The 23,709-nt window shown below is 46.0% G+C and carries 18 protein-coding genes; 3 read left to right on the forward strand and 15 right to left on the reverse strand.

Annotated elements, in window-relative coordinates; genetic code table 11:
- Positions 1-80: 80 nt before the first annotated feature.
- The 13 genes from OB236_RS04735 to OB236_RS04795 form a co-directional block, all read right to left on the reverse strand.
- Entirely contained in the window at positions 81-896 is an 816-nt protein-coding gene (locus OB236_RS04735) for a carbohydrate ABC transporter permease (RefSeq protein ID WP_076231801.1), read from the reverse strand.
- Positions 893-1,732 (reverse strand): carbohydrate ABC transporter permease, encoded by an 840-nt coding sequence (locus OB236_RS04740; RefSeq protein WP_256711337.1) that lies wholly within the window; start codon positions 1,730-1,732, stop codon positions 893-895. The genes OB236_RS04735 and OB236_RS04740 overlap by 4 nt, the downstream gene beginning before the upstream one ends.
- A 190-nt stretch (positions 1,733-1,922) precedes the next feature.
- The gene (locus OB236_RS04745; RefSeq protein WP_262682992.1) at positions 1,923-3,245 is read right to left on the reverse strand and encodes an ABC transporter substrate-binding protein; all 1,323 of its coding nucleotides are present in this window, start codon (positions 3,243-3,245) and stop codon (positions 1,923-1,925) included.
- 191 nt (positions 3,246-3,436) lie between these two features.
- A complete protein-coding gene (locus tag OB236_RS04750; protein ID WP_076231796.1) occupies positions 3,437-4,783 on the reverse strand; it encodes an ABC transporter substrate-binding protein in 1,347 nt (448 codons plus the stop codon).
- 246 nt (positions 4,784-5,029) lie between these two features.
- The gene (locus OB236_RS04755) at positions 5,030-6,358 is read right to left on the reverse strand and encodes an ABC transporter substrate-binding protein (RefSeq protein WP_262682993.1); all 1,329 of its coding nucleotides are present in this window, start codon (positions 6,356-6,358) and stop codon (positions 5,030-5,032) included.
- Positions 6,359-6,467: 109 nt separating this feature from the next.
- Positions 6,468-8,018, reverse strand: coding sequence for a response regulator transcription factor (locus OB236_RS04760; protein ID WP_262682994.1), 1,551 nt, complete (start codon positions 8,016-8,018; stop codon positions 6,468-6,470).
- Positions 8,011-9,798, reverse strand: coding sequence for a sensor histidine kinase (locus tag OB236_RS04765; RefSeq protein ID WP_262682995.1), 1,788 nt, complete (start codon positions 9,796-9,798; stop codon positions 8,011-8,013). The genes OB236_RS04760 and OB236_RS04765 overlap by 8 nt, the downstream gene beginning before the upstream one ends.
- A 168-nt stretch (positions 9,799-9,966) precedes the next feature.
- Positions 9,967-11,532, reverse strand: coding sequence for an extracellular solute-binding protein (locus OB236_RS04770; protein WP_262682996.1), 1,566 nt, complete (start codon positions 11,530-11,532; stop codon positions 9,967-9,969).
- A 159-nt stretch (positions 11,533-11,691) separates the two neighbouring features.
- Positions 11,692-14,034, reverse strand: a complete 2,343-nt coding sequence (locus OB236_RS04775) for an AraC family transcriptional regulator (RefSeq protein WP_262682997.1) — start codon at positions 14,032-14,034, stop codon at positions 11,692-11,694.
- 121 nt (positions 14,035-14,155) lie between these two features.
- Entirely contained in the window at positions 14,156-15,022 is an 867-nt protein-coding gene (locus OB236_RS04780) for a carbohydrate ABC transporter permease (protein WP_076231789.1), read from the reverse strand.
- 98 nt (positions 15,023-15,120) lie between these two features.
- The gene (locus OB236_RS04785) at positions 15,121-16,035 is read right to left on the reverse strand and encodes an ABC transporter permease (protein WP_076231927.1); all 915 of its coding nucleotides are present in this window, start codon (positions 16,033-16,035) and stop codon (positions 15,121-15,123) included.
- A gap of 70 nt (positions 16,036-16,105) precedes the next feature.
- Positions 16,106-19,462, reverse strand: a complete 3,357-nt coding sequence (locus OB236_RS04790) for a glycosyl hydrolase (protein ID WP_262682998.1) — start codon at positions 19,460-19,462, stop codon at positions 16,106-16,108.
- A 187-nt stretch (positions 19,463-19,649) separates the two neighbouring features.
- Positions 19,650-20,387, reverse strand: coding sequence for a DUF429 domain-containing protein (locus tag OB236_RS04795; protein ID WP_262682999.1), 738 nt, complete (start codon positions 20,385-20,387; stop codon positions 19,650-19,652).
- A gap of 122 nt (positions 20,388-20,509) precedes the next feature.
- Here OB236_RS04795 and OB236_RS04800 point away from each other — a divergent pair, with 122 nt between their 5' ends.
- The gene (locus tag OB236_RS04800) at positions 20,510-20,743 is read left to right on the forward strand and encodes a hypothetical protein (RefSeq protein ID WP_262683000.1); all 234 of its coding nucleotides are present in this window, start codon (positions 20,510-20,512) and stop codon (positions 20,741-20,743) included.
- A gap of 45 nt (positions 20,744-20,788) precedes the next feature.
- Here OB236_RS04800 and OB236_RS04805 read toward each other — a convergent pair whose 3' ends face one another.
- On the reverse strand, positions 20,789-21,457 hold the full coding sequence (locus OB236_RS04805) for an HD domain-containing protein (RefSeq protein ID WP_262683001.1): 669 nt from the start codon (positions 21,455-21,457) through the stop codon (positions 20,789-20,791).
- Positions 21,458-21,592: 135 nt separating this feature from the next.
- Here OB236_RS04805 and OB236_RS04810 point away from each other — a divergent pair, with 135 nt between their 5' ends.
- Positions 21,593-22,255, forward strand: a complete 663-nt coding sequence (locus OB236_RS04810) for a hypothetical protein (protein ID WP_262683002.1) — start codon at positions 21,593-21,595, stop codon at positions 22,253-22,255.
- Positions 22,256-22,336: 81 nt separating this feature from the next.
- Here OB236_RS04810 and OB236_RS04815 read toward each other — a convergent pair whose 3' ends face one another.
- Entirely contained in the window at positions 22,337-23,020 is a 684-nt protein-coding gene (locus OB236_RS04815; protein ID WP_262683003.1) for a DUF2238 domain-containing protein, read from the reverse strand.
- 137 nt (positions 23,021-23,157) lie between these two features.
- On the opposite strand from OB236_RS04815, the gene OB236_RS04820 reads away from it, so the two are divergent.
- A complete protein-coding gene (locus tag OB236_RS04820) occupies positions 23,158-23,679 on the forward strand; it encodes an NUDIX hydrolase (protein ID WP_262683004.1) in 522 nt (173 codons plus the stop codon).
- Positions 23,680-23,709 lie beyond the last annotated feature (30 nt).

Below are 23,709 nucleotides of genomic sequence, written 5' to 3' on the forward strand. Positions count from 1 at the left end.
GATAAATTCCCCTTTGTTGGAAGCGATATCATTTCCAACATTATACGTCATCAGCCACCCCTCCGTATATTCGAAATGCATTACCCCTTAATGGCCCCCGAAGAGAGCCCGTGTATAAAATATTTTTGTAAAAACAAGTACAGAATCGTCATCGGAACAGCACCCATTAATGAACCTGAAGCGACCCACCCGATGTTGCTGTTGTATTGACCAAAAAAGGCTGAGAGAGCAACGGTTAATGTATGCACCTCTGTTTTTTGCAGAAAAAATACAGAAAATGAATAGTCATTCCAGACCGCGACTCCCGTTAAAATAATAACCGAAGCTGTCACCGGCTTGAGCAAAGGCAAAATGATCCTGAAGAAAAGACCCAGATGACTGGAGCCGTCAATCATTGCCGCTTCGTCCAGTTCCCTCGGAATCGTTCCAATGAATCCGCTGTACAGGAAAATCGTGATCGGGAGGTTAAAAGTTACATGCAGCAGTACGATACCCCATAACGTATTCAAGGCATGAAGATCCACGTACAGCTTATATAGGGGGACCAGTATCGTCAGCGGCGGAACAATCAACGCAGAAATAAACAATGTATAGATGAATGAATTCCATTTGGTTTTATAGCGAGCAAGTGGATAAGATGATGCAGCGCCAAGAATAATAACGAGGAGTACACTCACAAAGGTGATGATCATATTATTCATAAAAGCGCTGCCCAAATGGGCCTGCTCCCAAGCTTTGTAGAAATTATCGAGATATAGATAGCCGGGCAATATCCACTTGGAGCTTGGATCATCCACGGCTTTGAAGGATGTTGTGATCAGAACATAAAAGGGAAGGATGTGCAGCAAACAGATCAGAATAGATATATATTTTAAAGGCTTCGATATCGTACTCATGATGTCACTTCCTTTCGACGAAGGAAATACAGCGAACCGATACTGATGATGGATATGATAACAAACATCAGGTTACCCAATGCTGCCGCATAACCCGCATCCTGTCTGGCAAAATAAAGCTGATACATCAATGTCGATAACGATGCGGATGCATAACCCGGACCGCCGCCTGTTAAGGAAACCACCACATCAAACAGCTTAAAGCCGCCTATCAGATTCAAAACAATGTTGATGGTCACAGATGGAGCAAGTAAAGGCCAGGTCACATGGATAAATTGGGAAAACTTCGTTGCACCATCAATTTGGGCGGCTTCGTAATAATCTTTTGGGATGGTTTGTAAGCCTGCCAAAAAAATGACCATCGCGATCCCCAAATACTGATACGTGTTAACGAAGGTAATCAACCATACGTTGATTTTGTCATTGGCAAGCAAGTTGATCGGTTCATTGGCAAATAAAAGAATAATATCATTAAGCGCGCCACCGTTATATTGGAAAAAGAAGTACCAAATATACCCCATAATTAGCGGACTGATGATGACAGGCAAATAAATGATGGTACGCGTCAAGCCGCGCATACGTATGCTTTGATTTAACAGCAGTGCGTACATCAAGCCTACCAGGTTTTGAAAAAACGTGCTGCCTATGCCATAAATAAACGTATTTTTGATTGTATTCCCGATAATCGGATCCTTGAACATCCGTATATAATTATCCACCTGTACCCAACCGTATTCCTGTGAGTAACCATCCCAGTTCGTAAACGAAATTTGAATCCCTTTTATAAAAGGATATAAGATGAACACACTAAACAAGGCTAACGCTGGAATGTACATAAGATTAAGCACGGAGGCCGAACGGCTCCATTTGATCAAACGACTAGTTTGCTGCTCCGTGGTTTTCAGCCTCGAAAGGTTATCCCGGCTTGTTGGATCTGAAGTGGTTCTTGGCATGATGTCCTCCAATCTCTCCTGGAAAGAGCAATGGGGAGCCCGCTAGAGCGAGCCCCCTGTCCATAAGCTCTCCTTATTTTTTACGTAGACGTTCAACTTCCTGCTTCATGTTTTGGGCAAACTGCTGTGGGGTTATCCGATCAGCCAGCAGCTCGGTTCCTTGCTTACACATAACGTCCCACATACCATTGGGCAAATATACGCGGTCAAAGTAAGGGAATACACGAATGTTCTCAAACTCCTTATAAAAAGCGGAAAAATTATGATTGGCTTCGATGCCCTTGAGTCCAGGAGGTAATTTGGTGGAGTTCGCAATTTTGGTCATGTTCTCTTTTTTGGCAAAAAACGCAACCAGCTTCTTCGATTCTTCCATACGTTTGGTATCTTTGAAAATCCCCATCGTATTCCGTTCGCCACCGGAGAAGTTAGGAGTATCTCCAGCTACCATAGAAGGAACCGGAATGTAGCCCATTTTCAGATTGGTATTTACTTTACTCACTTCATCAGCGAATGATGGGCCGGATAGAGCAAAAGCTACCTTACCGTTAGCGAACAGCTTGGGCATATCACTGTATTTGGCAGTCAGCGCGTCCTTATTGAGGTAGCCCTTCTTTTGAAGATCCAACAGCTTTTGCGACAGATCAGCCCACTTGTTCCAGTCAAAGGTATTGTTCATCAGGGCTTCGGCATCATTTTTGGGTGCACTAATGAACGCAGAAGTCGAGAAAATATCCAAATAAGAGCCGATCATCCAGTTATCGATTCCAGAGAAGTAGAACGGTGTGACGTCACCCTTTGACTCGGTTTTAATTTTCTCTGCTGCTGCCATCAATTCATCATACGTTTTCGGTGGTTGGATGCTGTACTGCTTTAGAAGGTCAGCATTGTACACGATTCCGTCCTTCGCTTCACTAATAACGAGAGCGTACACTTTGCCATCTTTATCGGTCACGACATTTTTGATCGTATCCGTCATTTGTGAAGCCCAGGCTTCTCCGCGGAGGTCTGCCAAATATTTACCATAACGAATCTGAGCCCAGCCATGGGTATCAAACACATCGGGTAAATCGTTAGCAGCCATTTTGACCTTTAGTAAATTCTCATACTCCGTTCCTGGGAACTGCAGCTCCACATCTATGTCTGGATTTTCTTTTTTGAACGCTTCACCAATTTCCCTGTAAATCGTTTGAACCGGTGGATCATTTACGGTGCTGTATACAGAAAGCTTGGATTTGGCCCCTCCGGTGCTTGGTGCCGGTTTAGCTGCTTCTGTTTTCGCTGGGGGTTCCGTTTTCGGCGCCTCTCCTCCCGCTTGTCCGGTCCGACTCGAGCAGCCTGCTACAAGAACCGAGCTGACAAGCAATAAAGATAAAGTACCTTGGGTCCATTTCTTCATATCTTCATTTCCTCCCCTAATCAATTTCCTTTAATTGTTATTTCTAATATGTATTGTACCATTACTGTATGCGTTTACATGAGATACTAATCTACGATAAAAGCGCTCATTTTTACTCCAGCTGCTCGGTAACAAAAAAAGATCAGAACGAGAGCTTCAGTAGCTGCTCATGTCCTGATCGGTTTCATTCATTACTTTTTGTTTTTGGCAAGGATGGCATTCGCTTCTTTACGGAACTTGGCAGCTCCGTCCTCTACGGAAATTTTCTTGTAGAGAATTTGCTCGCCTACATCCTGCAGAACCTTCAGAACTTCAACGGAACCTACTGGGTATGGAGGATCGTTCGGACTGCTGTTCTCTGCTGCCCATGCTACATATTCAAATACTTTGGTTTCTTCCGGCTTTAAGAGCGGTTTGAGAGCTTCCTGAATTTTGGAGTTAATTGGTACTCCGCGCTCGCCCTTCATGATTTTGTGAACTTCAAGATCATTGATGAAGAAGTTAACGAATTTGATTGCTTCTTCTTTATTCTTGGAATTTTTGGTAACTGACAAGCCTTGGCTTGATTTTAGGAACAATGCTTTTTTGCCTGTGTTGCCTGGAGGTGCGATGATTTCAGTAGGACGTTTGGCCGCTGCAGTCCATGCGATATATTGGTTGGACCAAGCGAAGGAAGCACCTGCATTGCCCAACACCATTTCGTCATCTTCCGGCGTCAATTTCTTTTGTGCCATCTTGTCCAGAGTCAATACGTAACCAGCATCATACCATCTTTGGTAACGTTTGAAGAAGTCGATAAACGGCTTGTCATCGGTATATCCAAGTGCTGTACCGTCAGCTGTATAGATTCTTTGGTCTACACTGCGCAGGTAGTAAGGGAAGAATGTTTTGTAATCGACACGATCGCTGAACAGCTTGCCGTTTTCCTTGAACTTTTTAGCCAAAGCTTCCATGTCGTCCCAGGTCCAGTCCTTGGCAGGTACAGGAGCGCCGATCTTCTTCAACAGGTCTGCATCCATAACCGGGCCAAGTGCATTCACACCCATTGTTAATTGATATTGCTTGCCGTCATATTCACCGATTTTCAGGTAAGCTGGTGAGATATTGGTTTTATCAATTGTTCCTTTTTCCATATAAGGACGTAGATCCTCAAGCTGCCCGCGACCACCGAATTGACTGATGTAGGCATCATCCATTTGGATAATATCAGGCAAATCATTAGCAGCTGCTTGCGGAGCAAGCTTTTTCCAATAGTCGTCAAATGCTGCATACTCGGCTTCGATCTTGACGTTGGGATTTTTTTGTTGATACAATTCAATAATTTTCAGTGTATAGTCATGTCTTGCTTGACCGCCCCACCAGGAGAAACGCAATTTCACAGGATCTTTGCTTGTTGTTGCTGCTGGAGCTGGAGCAGGTGTGGCTGCATCCGGTTTTTTCGTTGTATCCGCTCCGGCTGATGGTGTAGCGGTAGCTCCACATCCCGAGGCTGTAACTAGCAATGCTGCAGATAAGATTAATGTTAGCGCTTTCTTCATATCTGTATCCTCCCTTTATTTCGAGTTCTACAAGAATTATTATCACTCTTTTTGATCAAAATATGAATTCAAAAAACCGTTATCCTTGTTTAAAAAACAGACATTTCATCCTGCACAGACATTTTGAACGGAATTGCATCCTTTTTTCACCATAAAAAGAAGAATCAGGTCTCAGCTAAAACATGAACTGACCTGATTCTTGACAGGGAATGATCCAAAAGTCGCCTTTTGATCACGAAATACAGATTATTTTTTATTTTTAGCCAGAATCGCGTTGGCTTCTGTACGAAACCGGGGTGCAGCATCTTCAATTGAAATCTTCTTATACAGGATTTGCTCGCTTATATCTTTTAACAGCTTTTCCACTTCAACCGAGCCAATTGGACTGGGGGCATCAGCAGGACTGCTGTTCGCTTCCGCCCAAGCTACATATTCAAATACTTTTAATTCTTCAGGATTAAGCAGTGGCTTCAAGGCTTCCTTAACTTTAGACGATATCGGAACACCACGCTCGCCTTTCATGATTTGGTTGGCTTCGATGTCATTAATAAGGAAGTTGATGAATTTGGCAGCTTCTGCCTTTTGCTTTGAGTTCTTCGTAATCGCAAATCCCATACTTGCTTTGAGGAATAAGCCTTTCTTGCTGTTCGGTCCCGGTGGCGGGAGCAGCTCTGTCGGACGTTTGGCAGCCGCTGACCAAGCTGCATACTGATTGGACCAAGTGAAGGAAGACAGCGCGTTGCCCATCACCATTTCATCATCCTCTGGGGTGAGCTTCTTCAGCGCAAGCTTGTCCAGACTCAGGAAGTAACCGGCGTCATACATTTTTTGATAACGTTTGTAATAATCGATAAATGCCTTATCGTCGGTATAACCGAGAGATGTTCCGTCCGGATCGAACAATTTTTGATCAATTGAACGCAGGTAGTAGGGAAAAAACACTTCGTATCGCATATAATCACCCAGCAGCTTACCGCTTGCCTTCATTTGTTTGCCGAGAACCTCCAGATCATCCCAGGTCCAATCCCTGGGAGGCATTGCGATACCCGCTCTACGAACCAATTCTGGATCAAGCGTGGAGCCAAGCGCGTTGACACCAGCTGTGATTTGATACAGCTTGCCGCCATACTGGCCGCTGCTAAGTGTGTTGGCAGCCACCGCGCTAACATCAATCGTATTGTTGTGGAGGTAGGGAGTTAATTCCTCCAGTTGGCCTCTTCCGGCATATTGGCTCAGATAAGATATATCCAGCGAAATAATATCAGGCAAATCGTTCGCAGCAGCCTGTGGAGCGAGCCTTTTCCAATAATCGTCAAATGCCGCATATTCAGCTTCAATCTTGACGTTGGGATGTTTCTTCTGATACAGCTCAATGATCTTGAATGTATAATCATGACGGGACTGTCCACCCCACCATGCAAAACGAAGTTTGATCGTTTCCTTGCTGGAGCCTGCTGCTCCAGTCACCGGATTAATAGCTGTGTCCTTCGTTGTTGGTACGGCTGTATTTGCCCCACAAGCTGTCGATGTTAGTAGCAATGATACAGAAACCAGAAGCATTAATGTCTTTTTCATCAAGTACAGTCCCCCTTGTCTCTACTCCTGCACAAGGTCTATTATTACGCTTTTTCGTTCAAATATGAACCTAATATACCGTCCTTCTTGTTAAAAAAACAGAGCTTGATCATGTAGCCTTAATATATTCGGAAGGTGTGCAGCCTGCGTATTTCTTAAAGACCTGACTAAAGTATTGCGGATTATCTCCAAAACCGAGCATTTCTGCCAGTTCAAATATTTTGATATCGGACTTCTGCTCGAGCAGTTCAGTCGCTTTGGCGATCCGCACCTTCATGACATAATTGGAAAACTTTTCACCCGTTCTTTTCTTGAACAGCTTGCCCAGGTAATCGGAGTTCATATACAGCATTTGATGAGCTACCCAATTCAGGGAAAGCTCTGTGTTACCCAAATGTCCGTTAATGATATCCAGCACTTTATCGGTAATCGCACAATGCTTGTTTTTCGTATGCTCATAATGGCTGAGTGTAATTTGGCTTGCCACTTCCTTGAAGAAGGTCTGGATCGATTGCAAGGTTTCCAGATCCATCAGCTTGACCAGGTGGTCTCGATAATTCACCATAGCATCTGCATTTCCAAGTCGAATGATTGCCATAAGCAACTGAATCACATAAGATTTGGACGTCGATATATTGGAACGAAGACCTGCAAGCTTTTGGAAAAACAAATCTATCTCCTTATTGGCCTCTTCCCACAGTCCTGCTTTAATTTGCAGCATCAGATTATCCTCGTCATAAGCAAACTCTCTGAGTTCAGGCTGCTCTACCCCCACAATATCTCGCTTCGTTATCAAGCTGCCTTCTCCCAAATAAAATCGGTAATTCAGGCATTCCAGCGTCTGCTTGTACAGGGAACGTGCCCGGATGATTTCATCTGCTTCACTAAGCGCGATGGTCAGATCAATTTTGTAATAACGTAAAAAAGTTTCGCGAATTTGGTGAATGCAATCGTACAGTTCACTGACAGACTCCGCATCCTCAACGACTATTAACACCTGTCCGCCGACTGTGGAGCTTAGAACGTTTTTTTGCAGCAGCTCCTCAGCAATGTTCTTCACGGCAAACATATGCTCAAACTCAAAATGTCCCTCCAATTGAAACAGGATCAGCCTTACCTTGCGATTTTGGAGATCCAGGTCGAACAGCTTCCGGTAATATTCCCAGTCGCAGTTGCCGTAGGTTTTGTTCGTGACGAATTCCTTGAGAAATTGCTCCTTAACGTGCGGCAGCACCTTCTCCAGACCGTACCTCATATTGCGTACGAATTGTTCCCGCTGCTCCTCATGGTTCAACTCATCTACGAGCTCGACCAATGCTTCCAGAATTTTGTTTTCATTACATGGCTTCAACAAATAATGCTTGACCTTGTAGCGCATCGCCTGGCGTGCATATTCAAATTCGCTGAAGCCAGACAGCAGGACCAGCTTGATCTGAGGGTATTCCTCGAACATTTTCGCTGCCAGCTGCAGACCGTCCATCCCAGGCATTTTAATATCGCTGATAATAATATCTGGAGGGTTCTGCTTAACAAATTCGTAGGCTTCGATGCCATTTCGGGCCGTACCAGCAAGCACCGTTCCCGCCGCTTCCCAATTCACCACATTCGATATCCCATCCAAAATAATTCTCTCATCATCAACCAATAATACTTTATACATGCCGCTCACTCATTTCATCTGGTATGGTAATCGAAATCCGGGTTCCCTTCTCGACTTCACTTTCAATGGACACGCCATAACCTTCGCCAAAAGCCAGGACAATTCGTTCCTCAATATTGGAGAGCCCTATCCCGCTTCCGCGAGTAGGTGCTTCACCTCTCCGAACCTGCTCCAGAAGGCTTGCTTCCATGCCCGGACCATTATCCTCCACTACAATGATCAGCTTTCCAGGCTCTCTCTTCGTCCAGATCCGGATATGGCACGGTTCCAGCATCGATTCCAGTGCATAGTGGATCGAATTCTCAACCAGCGGCTGCAAGGTCATCTTCGGAAGCAGCAGCGATCTGGTGTCTTCAGCGACATCCAGTTCAAATACAAGCCTCTCTTCGAACCGGAATCTTTGAATCGTAATATAATTCATCACGATATCCAGCTCCTCGCCCACCGTAATCAAGGTTTCTTTCAGGCTGATCGAGCTTCTCAGTAAAAATCCGAGCGATTCGACCATTTTTGAAATTTGCGGCTGTCCATTCGATTTGGCTAACCAGTTGATAGATTCCAGGGTGTTGTATAAAAAATGCGGATTGATTTGTGCCTGCAGAGCTTTAAATTGGGTTTCCTTGATCGTAATCTGCTTGGAATAGTTCTCCGTAATCAGCTCGTTGATTTGTTGAATCATCATTCGGAACGTCCGCCTTAACTGACCCACCTCGTCCATTTGGATAGAGGTCCAATCCGAGTTTTCCATACCTGCGAGGCTGAAATCCCCCTTCTGAACCTGCCTCATCCGTCCAATCAATTCCTCAATCGGCTTGGTCATCGTTCTGGCAAATTTGATCGCCACTGCCATTAACAGAAGTAAAATAACGACAAAGCTAACGAACAAGATGTTTTTCATCAAAATAATTTTTGTGAAAATTTTATCAAACGGTGTCAGACTGAGATAAGTCCATCCCAAATATTCCGAGCGAACCTGGGAAATAAAATACTGCTGCCCGTTGTAGGGCTTGATGGCATAGTCTTGACGGTCCATATAGGTTTCCACGGGAATCGGCGTCAGCTTCTCTGGTCCTTTACTGATCGGATAGATCACATAGTTGTTGGAGGTAACCTGTAAATCGCCATTTTTTAATTCAGTGCCTTCTAACACATTTTCGGCAATTCTATCAAAATAAATTCTAACCGTTAAGGTGCCCAGACGATCAAGGTCAAAATTGGTGCCATTATAGGAGCGTATTTCCCTGGCTGCTATTAAATAGGAATCCTCTGCATCAGGTACAATCCAACGGGTTCCTCCTTCGCCTTTGGCCGATTCGTTCAGGATCATTTGTTTTTTGGCGGATGAGGATCTGGAGGCTTGGCCGGCTACAGCTTCACCACTCAGCACATCCGTCACTTCTATGGAATAAATATATTTTTCATTACCGGCATATTGGACAAGTCGATCCGTAACATAAGAACGAATTTTGTATTTTTCAAATTCTGGTGTAAATTCATTCAACGATAGCAGCAGTTCCTGAACCCTCAAATCCGTGACAATATTATAGGAGATACGATCCAGCTTCTTAAGCTCATTTTCGATACCGCTGGAAGACAAATTCAGCAGCTGTGACGATTTGGAGTACAACTGCTCGTCATAAATTGAATATACATATTGCAGAGACAAATAAGTACCCAAAAAGCAAATACCCATGACCAGCGATATGATTGAAAACACCTTATGTTTTATTTTTAAATTCGCATAGTAGGAAGGCTTGATTGCAAACATAAATGGTCTCACTATAATACGACTCCCCTCTGCAGCTATGTCGGATTCCCCTCTATGTTACAATATTGCAAGCAATCTAGCCAATAGCTCAGATGCAAAGAACCCTCAAAACCACTTGATTCGTGGCTTTGAAGGTTCTGATATGCTGCGAGAAAAGGCTGCTCCCCGCGTTTTGTCTTATTATTTGCCGCCGCTGCGCTTTTGATAGGCTTCGGTCATTTCCTGACTCATCTTGACCATATCCGCGTCGGCTTTCATTTTAGTTACAAATTCATCCCAGGCAGTAATCGGTTCTCTGCCCAAAATGATTTTTGTTTTCAAATCCTGAACTTTCTTTTCGTATTCAGGCAATGCCTTTTGCACGGTTGGCGAGAACAGTCCTGTACTGATATCCGCTACACTGTTCTTGGCGCGTTCATCCTGAATTTTGGTATACAAAGCATTCACTTCCTTAGGGAAGAATACTTTGGTTGAGCTTGCATAAGGATCGGCTACATAGGCAATCTGATTAAAATCGGCTCCGTTGTCTGCGGCCAGCTTCTCGGTATTAATCACCTTGACGCCGTCTTTCACCGTGTGATGCGTGCCTTCAAAGCCATATTGCTGAATCGCGAAGACATCATCGCTCATCCATGTATCCATCAATTTGAGAATACGCTTCATCTTCGCTTCAGGTACGGACTTCGGAATCGACATCATACCGGAGAAGCCTGGACCCTTCGGATTATAGCCATTAATACTTGTAATCGGGTAAAAATTTTCCTGCTTGAAATCAGGCTGTACAACTTTCAGCTTATCGTAATAGTCGACCATCGTACCTGCTTTATCAGAAATAATACCTGCTTTGCCTGCTTTAAACAGGTCCCCGGTTTGCGTCAGCTTCAACGCTGCAAAATCTTCCGGAATCAGCTTCTCCTTATAAGCCTTCGTCAAATACTCCAGCGATTTACGCGTCTCAGGAAGAAAGCTTGTATGCACAAACTTGCCGTCGAGCAGCTTCCATCTTCCGTTTACACCCGTGAAACTGTTTTCAATCTGTCCTAAGGCACCCATATCCGTCGGATTGACATTGGCAGCAAAAGGTACGGTATCGTTCTTGCCATTCTTGTCGGGATCTTTTTCCGCGAACGCTTTCATAACGTCGTATAGCTCATCGGTTGTTGTCGGAACCTTCAAACCCAGATTGTCCAGCCAATCTTTACGAACAATGAAGAAGTTATCTGCTTCGGATGGACGCGGCCGAGGAATCCCATAGTTTTTACCATCCTGCATTTTTGTCAAATCCCAGGCAGTTTTGGAAATTTTGCTGCTCAAATTCGGATAATCCTTAATAAAAGGAGCTACGTCCCAGAATGCACCTTGTGTCACGGAATTACGGAATACCGAGGTAAACGGATCGTTGATCAGAATCAGCTCTGGAATATCACCGGAAGCAAGTGTTACATTCAGCTTGTCAGCGTAATTGTTGCCGGATACCCATTGAATCTTCATCTTGGAATTCGTTGCTTTTTCAATTGCTTTTTTAATCGGATTATCATCTGCAGCTGGTGAAGGTGTAAGCAGAATCGTCATGATACTGACCTCAAGCGGCGCTTCGGTTTTGGCTTCCATCTTTCCATCTGCTGCTTTCCCTGCTGCCGGGGCGCTTTCTTTAGCTCCTCCAGAACAGCCTGCCAATACGGCCGAGAGTGCCAGAATTGCAGCTATGGAAGCTGCTGCTGTTTTCGTGTTTCGTCTTGCATTCATTGGTGATCCTCCCTTTAGTTCTATATTTCGATGGCTCACCATTGACGTTAATCGATTGAGAGTTTGCCAACAATCATACTCTTTTGTAAGCCGCGATTTACATGGTTTGGACTTTGTTGCAGCTATTGCACAGGCTGATGTGACAAGCTTTTATCCCTATCAGGAGCGATTGAGCTCGCGGAACTGGCTTGGAGTAATCCCCTCGTATTTTTTGAATATACGATTGAAGTATGTATGCTGATAACCGACACGTTCAGCAACTTCATTGATTTTGATTTCTGTCTCACGCAGAAGTCCCTTGGCATTATCAATCCGAATATCGGTCAAATAGTCAATGAAATTAACTCCGGATATATGCTTGAAGGCTCGACTTAAGGTATAGGGACTGGTCCCGTACAGCTCTGCACAAGAATCCAGCGACAGCATCGTCATGTAATTTTCACGTAAATGAAGAATTACTTTCTCTACCATTTGCTTAAGATGAAAATCCTGCCGGCTGATCAGCTCCTGCACGAATACAGCTACCAGCTTGTACTGGAACCATTTGAGCATTTCTTCCGGTTCCTTAAGCTGTGCCAGCTGCTCGAACAGGTTAACGCCACCGAACAATTGAACGGGATTCATACCGGATTGCAGAACGGCATATCGTATGCTTCCCAGCAGTTGCAGCATCCCCTGCTGCACGGCCAGCTCTGTCGAACCGCTTGCTGACAATTCCTTCATGAATTGTTCGATCAGCTCTACAGCCTCATTCTCCAAGCCATTGCGGATGGCATGCACGATTTCTTTTTCCAATGTAAAAGGGAAAGTGCTTTCCATCAGTGTGCTTGATTTGGACAGCAGCTCCGTCTTGATGATTTGATTGTCGTCAAGCAGATCGCGGTATACCAACGCCTGTCTCGCCTCCTCAAACAAATGCGGAATTTGCTTCACCTGATACGTCGATTTGCTGATCGAAACCGTCACCTGCATTTTCAGAATACGATTGATCGTTTGGGTCGCTTCCTGGCAAAAGGCGCTGATATCATCCTCCAGCCAGCGTGCGGGATGATCGTGCGGAAATGACAACAGCAAGCCTACGGAAAAATTGTGAAAATTGATAACCTCGACCTGCTCATATTGGGTTCCTGTCAGCTCCTCAATTATATTAGCTGCCGTGAACGTAACCAAATCCTCGTCTCCTGAGGAAAACCGGCCTTGCAAATTGGAAAAACCCGTTAATTGGAACATTAATGCCACAAACTGCCGATTATCCGTTTTCCAGCCGTGATGCTTCATTCGCTCCCGCAGATCATTTTCCTGAAGTGAGTAAAAATAACCCTGCACCAATTGCAGGAAAAATCCCTCACGCAGCAGCGGCAGCTGCTCGGTCAGCTTGGATCGCATCGTTTCACTCTCTTTGGACAGATGATTCCACTGCTTTTCAAACAGATCAAATTCATCGCTCAGCTCCGTCCCCTTATCACCGGACAGCAGCCGGACCAGCCGCTCGACAGGCGAATACATCCGATGTGAAACGAACCATGACATCAGCAGCGCGAGCAGCAGGCCTGACAGACTGATGAACAAGATCCATTTGGATACAAGTACAACCGGCGCGGTTATGGAAGTTAGCGGGGCGGCCGAAATATAGACCCAGGTTGTGCCCAGCCGTGAGAATTGTCCGTAAGAGACCGAATACGTTGTCTTATTGTGTTCAAACAGGAAGGACTCCGATTTGGAGCTGTGCTTCAAATATTCCTGCTGTAAGGCTATATCGATATCTGTAAACTTACCAATGCCACCGCTTGATAGCTTCCAGCTGCCATCTCCGGTCAGGAGAATCGTCTCCCCTTCATTGTAAGGCGTCAGCGTCTTTAGCATTTTTATAAGATTTTCCTGATTAATCGTTGCTACGATGGCACCGAATGGCTCTGTACTGCCACCGGGAATTTTGTTGACCAAGGATAAGGAGTTGGGCACAGAATCCTTGGTTGGCGCCTCAGGGTAAGCGTTCGTCCAAAAAACAGATCGCTCCTTCTTGAGCAGCGATTCATAAGGCTGCAGGCTTGCAGGCTCGGTAATGTACGTATACTGCAGCTTGTTGAAGATCAGCGGCCGCGGCTTATCGAGAAACAACTCAACCCGCTCCAGCAGCGGGTGTGCGCCTTCCATCACGAGCAGTGTCCGATACAAATCCTGAACCTGTTCGAAATTATAGGCAATATCCAATGTTTTCAGTTTTTCATCGAATTTGGAATCAAACGCCCAATGCGAGAAGGTCAGCTCCAAATAAGCCAGCTGATCGTCAATATTTTCCGCACGCTGCTTGATCTGATTTTGATGCAGTCGCTGCAGCTCACCCTCCATATTGTCCGAAGCCAACCAGTAAATACTGACACCGATGATCAGTCCGGGAATGCTCGCGACCAGCAGCATCATTACCAGGCTTTTACGAAAAAATCGGCTGTTATATTTGTATTTTGAGGCAATCCCAAACCATCGCTTCCAAATTCGATCCAATATCGCTCACCTTCCAACCTTTTGTGGGAGTCTACGCAGTTATGACACACTATTCAGCTATGTTCGACAACAAGCCGCTGCTATCCTGCCTGCGTACCTCCCGGATCTCTTGTTCAATCGATCAGCCCTTCACAGATCCGACCATGGCACCCTTCGCAAAATGCTTCTGCAGGAATGGATACACGAGCAATATTGGCACCGTTGCCACGATAACCGCGGCCATTTTTAAGGTTTCTGCCGGAGGGGCAACCGTAAGCACGTCGGCCTGCAGATCGGTATTATTCGCATTGAGCAGCATATTTTGCAGCATAACCTGAATCGGCCATTTGGAGGCATCCGTAATATAAATCAGTGCATTGAAAAATTGGTTCCAGTATCCAACCGCATAAAATAATCCGAACGCCGCCAGGGAAGGAAGCGATAAGGGCAAAATGATTTTAAACCAAATCGACAAATCGTTACAGCCATCGATCTGCGCAGATTCCTCCAGCTCAACCGGTACACTGTCGAAGAAACCTTTCATCAATATAACATTCCAGCCGCTCGCGAGCGCCGGTATTATGAGTGACCATAAGCTGTTGATCAGTCCAAATTGGCGGACAACCATATAGTTCGGAATGATTCCCGGACTGAACAGGATGGTCAATAAGATCAGCAGCAGAATCAGCTGTCGGCCGCGCAATCTTTTACGGGAAAGCGTATAGGACAGCGCCGCTGTAACAATCAAGCTTAAAGCTGTGCCGACGACAGCCAAATAAGCGCTGACACCGAGAGAATTCGGAAAAGCCTTGGTGGATAGCAAATATTTATAGGAGTCCAAAGACCATTTCTCCGGGAACAAAATAAAGCTTTTCTGCAAATATTCCACCGGATCCGTGAACGAAACAATGAACACATAATAAAGCGGGAAAAATGTCACAATCGTGACCAAGGCCAGAAATAAGATATTGATGATGTTAAACATGCGATCGCCTAAGCTGGATTTCATGAGGAACCTCCTTAAAAGTACGTTGAATACGTATGGCTGTGTTGTTATCTTCTTCTGATCGCTGTTGGTTTCAAGATCAAGGCGAGAACGATTGTAAGCTAGTATACGCCTTCTTCGCCCATCCTTTTGGCGATCCAGTTGGCCATCACGACCATGAGTAGACCAACAACCGACTTGAATAATCCAGCCGCCGTACTGTAGCTGAATTGCGCCTGCTGAATACCGACGCGATAGACATACGTATCGAATACCTCAGCTACCTCGGAAACAGCTCCGTTATACATCAGAAATACCTGCTCGAAGCCGACATCCATCATATGGCCCAAGCGCAGAATGAGCAAAATAATCACGACATTACGGATTCCCGGTAACGTAATATGCCACATTTGGTGCAATCGGTTGGCACCATCGATTTTGGCTGCCTCATACACCTGTGGATCAATCCCGGCCATAGCTGCGAGGAACAGGATGGTTCCCCATCCGCATTCCTTCCAGATGGATTGCAGCGTAAGCATGAGCCAGAACGTATCTGGATTGGTCAACACATCCATCCGGCTAGCGCCGAGTGATTCCAATATTTTATTGACCAAGCCCTCACCCTTCGCAAACAACAGAAAGGTGAGTCCGGCGATAATAACCCATGATAAGAAGTGCGGCATGTACACAATTGATTGCACCAGCCGTTTATAAAGCACACTTCGTAATTCGTTCAGCAGCAAGGAAAGCAGAATTGGTAAAGGGAAAAACAGAACCAAATTCATAATGTTAATCGCCATCGTATTGCGAAACAGCAGCATAAATTCGGGATTGGAAAAGAATCGTTGAAAATGCTCCAAACCGACCCACTCGCTGCCCGTAATCCCTGCGAATGGCGAATAATTTTGAAAGGAGATCACGATGCCTCCCATCGGTATATATTTAAATAATAAGAAGAACAGCAAGCCCGGCAGCGCCAGCAAATATAAGTATTTATCCCTGCGTAGATCGAGGCCAAGACGGCGTAGACGTGTCATCCGTCTTGCACCGGTAGGTACCGTGTTCGTACCGGGGGCAATTCGTGGGTGTTGTGCAGCAGACATGGCTTTACCCCTTTCTTTGCGAAATCAATTTAACAGCATGTTCCTCATAATCGAAGTATTTGCCTTCTAGCAGACCGATTAATGTATTCGTCACTTTGACTTCTACATGGTTACCCGCCTCTCGCAGCAGTGTGGCAGGTCCTTCCCATAAGTAAGGCGACCAGGTGCAGACACCGAGTGATGTGCCATTCACTAGTACTTCAGCACAATCATGGAAATGGGGGTCCCAGCCTTCAAAGGTAAGCTCAAAGCTTGCCGCATCCGTGGAAGGTGTCACTTCTACATGTTGTGTAAACGAGAAAACACCAGCATAATACGGATAGCCGTCATACGGCCCTGCCTGTAAAGGCAGCTTGTGTACCTCTGGACCCGACAGCACTGCCCGATTAGTTTCATCAAAATCGACTTCGAATGGACCTGTCACATACAAGGCATCTACAATGCCATCGCTATCCTGTCCTATCTCTATATCTACGGTAAGCAGATTAATTCCCTCTTGCAGAAGGCTTGTGATCTCCTGGGACCTATTCATATGGTCATAGACAAAGACCGCTTTGAAATTATGAATATCCAGTACATGCCCATTGATTCGAATGACTGCCGAGCCTGCAATGGCACTATCATCCATCAGCATTTCCACCTGTTCAGGCAGCTGCTTCACCACGAATTCCACTGAATAACGTGCTTGAAGCGGGTAGGCTAGTGAGACTTCCATCGGCGTCCCGAAGGTTTGCTGCATCATGACAGGCAGCGCCGAGGTTTCAGCCAAATCAGCACATTGGTCTATGAACGTTTTCACGCCCACGTCAGCACCAACGGCAGAAAAGCCGTCTGCGGATGCAGCTGCATCACTAAGTGTTAACCGGAAAGTATCCAGACGCAGCACATTCGCTTGCTGTGCACGCATATTCCAATCAGCTGACGCATCCAATGTCCACGCCCATGGCTTGCCTGGATCGGATTGCTGTTGGGACAGATTGGCATTGCCGTGGGAAGTACGGACGACCTCAATCAGTCTTGATGCAAATGGCGCTATCGACAGGGGCAGTCCCCACGAGGTGCCTACTTGTGCATATTTGCCTTGCAGATCGACAGCCTCGCCTGTATCCAAGGAGAGCTCACGGAATTCGAGCGAGTAGGATTCAGCAGTAATTGTCTGCTCACCCCACAGATGAGGTTCGATCTGCAATTCAACCTGGCGTTGTATGGATTCCTGATTGCTAATAAATACAAGTGCCTTATTTTCCTCAACAAGACGTGTTTGCAGCATCAAGCCCCATTCACCGCAAGCAGGCTGAAGTCGCACCACCATCGGTTCCAGCTTATCCAGCAGCTCTGTAAAAGGCTTCAACACTTGCTGCTCATCAGCTGACGCTTTAAAAGGAAGGTGGTAAGCGTTATGCTCTCCTTTATACCAATCCTGAAGTTCACCATCGATGGAGTCGTGCTCTTGATATGAGCTTGCGTCAGACTCCGAACTACCCTTTGAGTTCAGTTCCCAAAAGCTTGCCTTTACGCCTCCAGTTAATCCGAACGCTGCTGTAATCTCGGACAAATCCGATGTTAACGAATCAATGGCTTCATAAGGCAGCTGCCCCATACTGATCACCTTGCCACCTTGCTGCAAAAACGTCTGTATGCTTTTCCAGGCTCCGCTTTCCAGATTCGTAAGCGGCGGCAGAACCAATGTCGAGTAGCGCGCGTTACCCAGCTTGATCGTACCGTTGCTGACTTCCGCAGTTGCCAGCAGTTCCGGGTCCAAATGATCAAAGTCTCTGCCCTCAAGACTCAGCTGGTACAAGATACGCACCCACCATGCTCTTAAGCTGCTCAGCCGCTGTTCTTCTACTGTATCGGTGCCGCCATGTGAAAAACCATGGAACGGATTGCCCATACGAGCCCATAACGACGTTATCGGCTCCAGAACTGCAGTCGAAATTACAGCTTCTCCACTGCTCATCACATAGCTGATCCGTCCCGTATAGTCGCCCAGCTTTCGGAAATGCGCCCAATACGGATTTTGCAAAAACTGCGAAGGCGGCGCATCATGCTGGGTCAAGCCGTCAACTGTATAGAAAAAGGCGTGAAAGTTAAAAAAATTCGTTCCCTGAGCAGCCATCCTGTCGATCATCCATCGTGCATCCTGAAGCGTCATCGACCAGCCCACGCTGTGGAAGCATTCGATCAGATTACGTTCCCGTCCTAACTGACGTGCCAGAGAACTGACCATCTTCGCACTGCTCCGGAATTCAAACGCCCTATGATTAAGTATCCACTCCAGCGATCGCCCGAGCTTCTCATGTGCAGTATCACCGGCAGGCACATGACTGAACAATTGGGTCGTGTGTCTTACCGAAGGTACCTCTGCGACATATTCCAGACCGTGCTGCTCGCACCAATCATGAACCTGCTTATGGTACGATTCTCTCAATAGCAGGTGGACTGCCTGATAATAATCGTAACGTATCTTGGCCGCACCCTCTGCCTCGGGGTCCAACAGTGCATGCAGATGCTCCAGTAAATCATAGCCATTGCGCTCAAGGAAAAATCCAGCCAGCTGTGGTGACCATGGAATACTGCCGAGCAGACCGATTTCATCAGTGAACATTCCCTTGATTGTCGTGCCAAAAAACTCTCCCAGATATTTCGCGTATTTCTCATGCGTCAGTCGAATAAACGTTGCCATGGCTTCCCGGTTGCAAGGGTCAACGAACGTACCGTAATATTTAAAATCTTCTATTTCTTTTTCCTGAGCGATAACTACTTCCCACTCACCATCAGGAGCAGTCCAATCCAGCTTTTGAATCGTACGGTAAGTAAAAAAACGTTTTTGATTATAGGCAGTCAGACCGGTTTTTTGAAAAATCGAATCGGCTTGAAAGTTACCTATGGAATCACGGATCGGTATGGCTTCATTCCAATTCCTGCGGCCATCCGCAGTAATGGGGACTGCTTTGGCATAAACAATACGTGCCCAAGGCAGCTCTAACGATAGGTGTTCTCCACCCAGTGCTCTTTGTGTAGTATGTGTGAGCGTGTAGTGCTTGGCCTCCGGATGCTCCAGTGTAACCTCCCCGCCGGCAATACCGCTCGGATAGGGATATTCGTCATACAGCCAGACGTTTAATCCGCGCTTCTCTGCTGCTTCAACCGCAACACGCACCTTTTGAAACCAGGCTTCCGATAAATAAGGAATTTTCAAGCCTTGTCTGGCGCAGATGAATACACCGCCCAAACCTTTATCTGCCATTTCATCGATTTGATACTGAATTTGGCCATCTTCCATTTCACCATTCCAAAACCAGAACGGATGAATACGATCTGCCGCCGCTGGCTGTTTAAACCTCTGCATATCAAACATGATTGAGCTGCCTCCCTGATCTATAATGAGTTCTTGTAGGTTTACTATAAAATACATCCGTTCGATCAACAATCATACTCTTTTGTATCCTTTCCCCACTGCGTGAGATAGCACTTAGACATTTTTGCACGGCTTCAACATCCTTGCAGTACCCATGTCAATCAAGGGCTTGAATAGCAAAAAAACCTTATTCATCAAGGCTTTTTGGAGGATACGTTATTTGCATGGGAAGTCCTGTTTCATCCATCTCCGTGACCCTGGGGAATGCCTGTATATGGCCTCTACTCAGCAGCCCGGAAATAGCTAGCACCAGCGCATCCACAATATCATCCCTTGCCACAGCCTTCCGTGGATAAGCTGCCAATGTGTGTTGGACGATCGTTCGGGCTTGGGGGTACAACATCTCTAGAAGCTTTATGCGTTCTTCATAACCTGCTTCGGTCTGCTTGTTATGCAGCATCGGTGCGCCTGACAATGTGGTGAAGCATAGCTCCGGATGCGACTCTCGCAGCTTCTTAGGAGCTATTGGATTGATCTGCAGCAGCTGGTCGAGCTCCCGGATTTTGGGAATGATAAACCAGGCTTGCTTGGATAACCCACGGGATGTCAGTTGTTTACTAAGCGCATTGGCATCACTATACGAAGACAGATCAAGCAGCTCACGAATTGGTGCCGAAAAAATACTTGAAGCCCTCTTAGGCCGCAGCAGCTGGCGGGCTTCTCGATCACATAACCTCACTCCATTCTCACGGGAAGGCAGTCCTATCGGCATATCGATCAGCAGCAGCTCAGCATCGCCATAGTCACTCCACAGCTCATTCAACTCCGTATATACCTTCGCCGTCCAATTCCCCTCTATTGAAAGTATAACGGCCATCCAGCCTGCTTTACACCCATCAATGCCTACAAAACTTTGTATGGTCATCTCTATTAACCTCTTTATCCTTTTATCTTTGAAATTATCAAGATACGGCAATGTTTGTCCGTTTCCTAAATCTCATATCTAGCATTAACTATAGCAGATTACCAATAAAGGAGGTGAATCTGATGGCAGTTCACACTGACTTGGTTACCATACGCTTTCGCCATAACACCTCACGTGTACCGATTATTACGGGATTTTGCGTGATAGGCAGCGCATCGCCCTGTCGCAATCTGCTAGTCATCAACGGCTCGGTACGACGAGTCAGCAGATGCTTGCGACGCAACGGCTTTGTCCTGCTCAGCAGTCATCGTAACAGCTTGTTGTTTCGGCGTACTCGTCACACACCATCCTGTTAACAGACCAAAAAACCGGTCTCCTTTATTTGAAGGAGAGCCGGTTTTTCAATGTGATGTGTCCCTATCCAACTCCAAGCCATGCCATTCTTGATGAAATTGCTCCAGAAACTGCTCCATCACACGATGTCTATCCTCCGCAATCTGTTTGGCGGTATCGGTATTCATCAAATTTTTCAATTTCAGCAGCTTCTCATCAAAATGCGCAATCGCTGTAGATTTGCCGCTGCGATAAGCTTCTGCTGTCATCTCCTTACGCGGAGACAGCTCTGGATCATGAATAAGCTGCCCTTTCCAGCCTGAATAGGCAAATGTCCGTGCTATGCCAATAGCTCCAATCGCATCCAGACGATCGGCATCCTGCACTATCTGTGCCTCTATCGATACGACTGGAGGATTATGCCCGCCTTTATATGAAATACTTCCTATAATATCCATAACCTGATGAACTACTGCAGGCTCGAGCTCCTGTGCAGCCAGCCAATCGCTAACCTTGGCCATCCCGGCCGCCAGTGATGGATTCAGCTTCTCATCGGCTACGTCATGAAGTAAAGCGGCTAACTCACAGATGAACACATCTGCGCCTTCTTTGCTGGCAAGAAGGACTGCCATTCGGGTTACCCGATCAATGTGCCACCAATCATGACCACTGGAATCATCCCCAAGCTGTTCCCTCGCAAATCGTCTTGCTTCGTCTATTACATGCTGCTGTTCCATAGTTATCCCCTTTTCATCCTATTAATGAACTTTCCCGGTACAACCATCCAAACGAACAAATACGCAAGCGCATATGGTAAAGAAGTATAAATTACCGTATCCGTGCAACTAGGATCGACAGGGAGTGAGCGTATCGTGGCAAGTGGCGTCGTAGACATTCAGGTCTCCAAAGAATTGGCTGAGAACACAATTGTTATTATTTATAATTGCGAAGGCGGGTTGCCCAACGATCTTCACCTCATTCGCGACGGATATGAGGTCACTCTACAGCGAGCCGATCTCGAAGGCAAAGTAAGAGTCGTTCATGAACAAGGAAGCGACTGCTCGTTTAACTATATCGAAGTTGATCCACTGACTGCAAGAAAATTCCGTATGCGTCACGGCAGCCGATTTACACTGGTCTACGATCCGAACGTTAACCGACTTCGTATACGCAGAATCACGACCAGCCATGCTCATGGTTTTCTTGTATCGGAACCGCGCAAACATCGGGATGGCAGTATCATTATCGGCTATACGTTATTGAGCTGGCTCGGTATCCCTAGCACACCAAATATGGTCATTACCGTAGCTAATGGGTCCATCAGCAAGAAGCTGAAGGTTGTAATCCCGGAAAACGAGCTGGAAACCGATTTTCGCCTTACCGCCATCAATATGCGAAGGTTCGGACTGAAACCCGGCAAAAAATGGGGGCTGGTTTACAATCAGTTGACCCAAACCATGAAGGTTATGCCTGTGGCCGCAACGGCATCCCGCCGAATAAGGCCCAGGCTTACCAAACCCACACGCCGTCGATAGTTCGAATCGCAGGCAACCTTTCCGTACCAAACCTTTTCGCTCAATATGGGATTACTGGCATTCATCATGAATATTGTACCGTTAAAGAGCTTCAGTCCGTCGCTGTTCCTTTGGTTGTCGAGCCACGACGGGCTTATTTGTCATGACCTTGACAACCGCCGTTACAATCATCGCGATGATCGAACCGTACAAGGCAACTGCCATATCATGCTGCGCATCCCAAGGATCGCCCTGCGTACCAAGAAATAAAGTACCAATGTCGGGTGCCACGATAAAAGCCGTCCACATTTCGATCAGCTCATAGAACGCTCCACTCCCAAGCACCAACGCCGGAGTCAAATAATACACCCATGAGCCGCTTGGCTTCATCAGCCTTATGATCAGCTCACGAATCGGATAGGCCATCAATAAGCCATAGCAAAAATGAACCACCCGATCGTACTCATCTCTTGGAAATTCAAACAGTGAATGGATCAGCTTATCCACCGGATTCGTGTTATATGAATAATGAGCACCGAACGTATGCAGCGCAAGAAACAGCACAATCTGCAAATAAGACAAATTGGTAAAATGAAACCAGCGATACGTCAACAGAAGTGTCACACCAGCAGCGAAAATCAGCAGGTTTTCCAGCCACCAGCCAAAGCTGTTGTAAGGTTCGATCGACATCCATACCCAGAATATCACATAACTAATGATAAGTCCCTGCAGCAGCCCATTGCGCCTGAACGGGATTTGATCATTGATAAACAACTGATGAAGCATTGTTGATTCCCCCTCTATCTCTCACACATCTACTATTTTCTGTTTCTTCATTATACATAACCTATCCATGATATGGTATTCAGGAACGAGCCTCTATGGTATCCTTAGGAAAATCGGATTTATGAGGAAGAGATCAGATGAAATCAAGACTGAAATACAACATTTGCTTCATTAAACAAGGTGATCGCATTCTATTGTTAAATAGAGAAAAGCCCAGTTGGATGGGCTGCTGGAACGGTGTCGGTGGTAAGCTGGAGCCGGAGGAATCTCCCACACAATCGATGATTCGTGAGATCAGCGAGGAAGTGAATTTGACAGCAGCTGATTATGAGCTTTTCTATAAAGGGATTGTGACCTGGACGGTGGATGGTCAAGATTTGGGCGGTATGTACTTGTATGCAGCTGAATTGCCGACACAATTCCCCTATTTCACCCCGATCAAAACGACAGAGGGTATTTTAGACTGGAAGCAGATTGATTGGATCCTGAATCCTCGAAACCAGGGAGTGGCTTCGAATATTCCTGTATTTTTAAATGCTCTGATTTACGATCCTGCTTGTTATGAACATCATTGTGTCTATAGCGACGGAAGACTGATTCGCCATAATTCAACCCCCATCGAGTTGGTCGCAGAACAGGTAGAAGCTTTCAAGCACTAACAGACAGACAAACAGACAGCTCTCGCTGTC

The sequence above is a fragment of the Paenibacillus baimaensis genome (assembly GCF_025567575.1).

What these genes read in the sequence shown, in the direction of transcription:
- OB236_RS04735 (WP_076231801.1), bottom strand. Translation starts at nt 896, where the DNA reads ATGAGTACGATATCGAAGCCTTTAAAATATATATCTATTCTGATCTGT.
- OB236_RS04740 (WP_256711337.1), bottom strand. Translation starts at nt 1,732, where the DNA reads ATGTACATTCCAGCGTTAGCCTTGTTTAGTGTGTTCATCTTATATCCT.
- OB236_RS04745 (WP_262682992.1), bottom strand. Translation starts at nt 3,245, where the DNA reads ATGAAGAAATGGACCCAAGGTACTTTATCTTTATTGCTTGTCAGCTCG.
- OB236_RS04750 (WP_076231796.1), bottom strand. Translation starts at nt 4,783, where the DNA reads ATGAAGAAAGCGCTAACATTAATCTTATCTGCAGCATTGCTAGTTACA.
- OB236_RS04755 (WP_262682993.1), bottom strand. Translation starts at nt 6,358, where the DNA reads ATGAAAAAGACATTAATGCTTCTGGTTTCTGTATCATTGCTACTAACA.
- OB236_RS04760 (WP_262682994.1), bottom strand. Translation starts at nt 8,018, where the DNA reads ATGTATAAAGTATTATTGGTTGATGATGAGAGAATTATTTTGGATGGG.
- OB236_RS04770 (WP_262682996.1), bottom strand. Translation starts at nt 11,532, where the DNA reads ATGAATGCAAGACGAAACACGAAAACAGCAGCAGCTTCCATAGCTGCA.
- OB236_RS04780 (WP_076231789.1), bottom strand. Translation starts at nt 15,022, where the DNA reads ATGAAATCCAGCTTAGGCGATCGCATGTTTAACATCATCAATATCTTA.
- OB236_RS04785 (WP_076231927.1), bottom strand. Translation starts at nt 16,035, where the DNA reads ATGACACGTCTACGCCGTCTTGGCCTCGATCTACGCAGGGATAAATAC.
- OB236_RS04790 (WP_262682998.1), bottom strand. Translation starts at nt 19,462, where the DNA reads ATGTTTGATATGCAGAGGTTTAAACAGCCAGCGGCGGCAGATCGTATT.
- OB236_RS04795 (WP_262682999.1), bottom strand. Translation starts at nt 20,387, where the DNA reads ATGACCATACAAAGTTTTGTAGGCATTGATGGGTGTAAAGCAGGCTGG.
- OB236_RS04800 (WP_262683000.1), top strand. Translation starts at nt 20,510, where the DNA reads ATGGCAGTTCACACTGACTTGGTTACCATACGCTTTCGCCATAACACC.
- OB236_RS04805 (WP_262683001.1), bottom strand. Translation starts at nt 21,457, where the DNA reads ATGGAACAGCAGCATGTAATAGACGAAGCAAGACGATTTGCGAGGGAA.
- OB236_RS04815 (WP_262683003.1), bottom strand. Translation starts at nt 23,020, where the DNA reads ATGCTTCATCAGTTGTTTATCAATGATCAAATCCCGTTCAGGCGCAAT.
- OB236_RS04820 (WP_262683004.1), top strand. Translation starts at nt 23,158, where the DNA reads ATGAAATCAAGACTGAAATACAACATTTGCTTCATTAAACAAGGTGAT.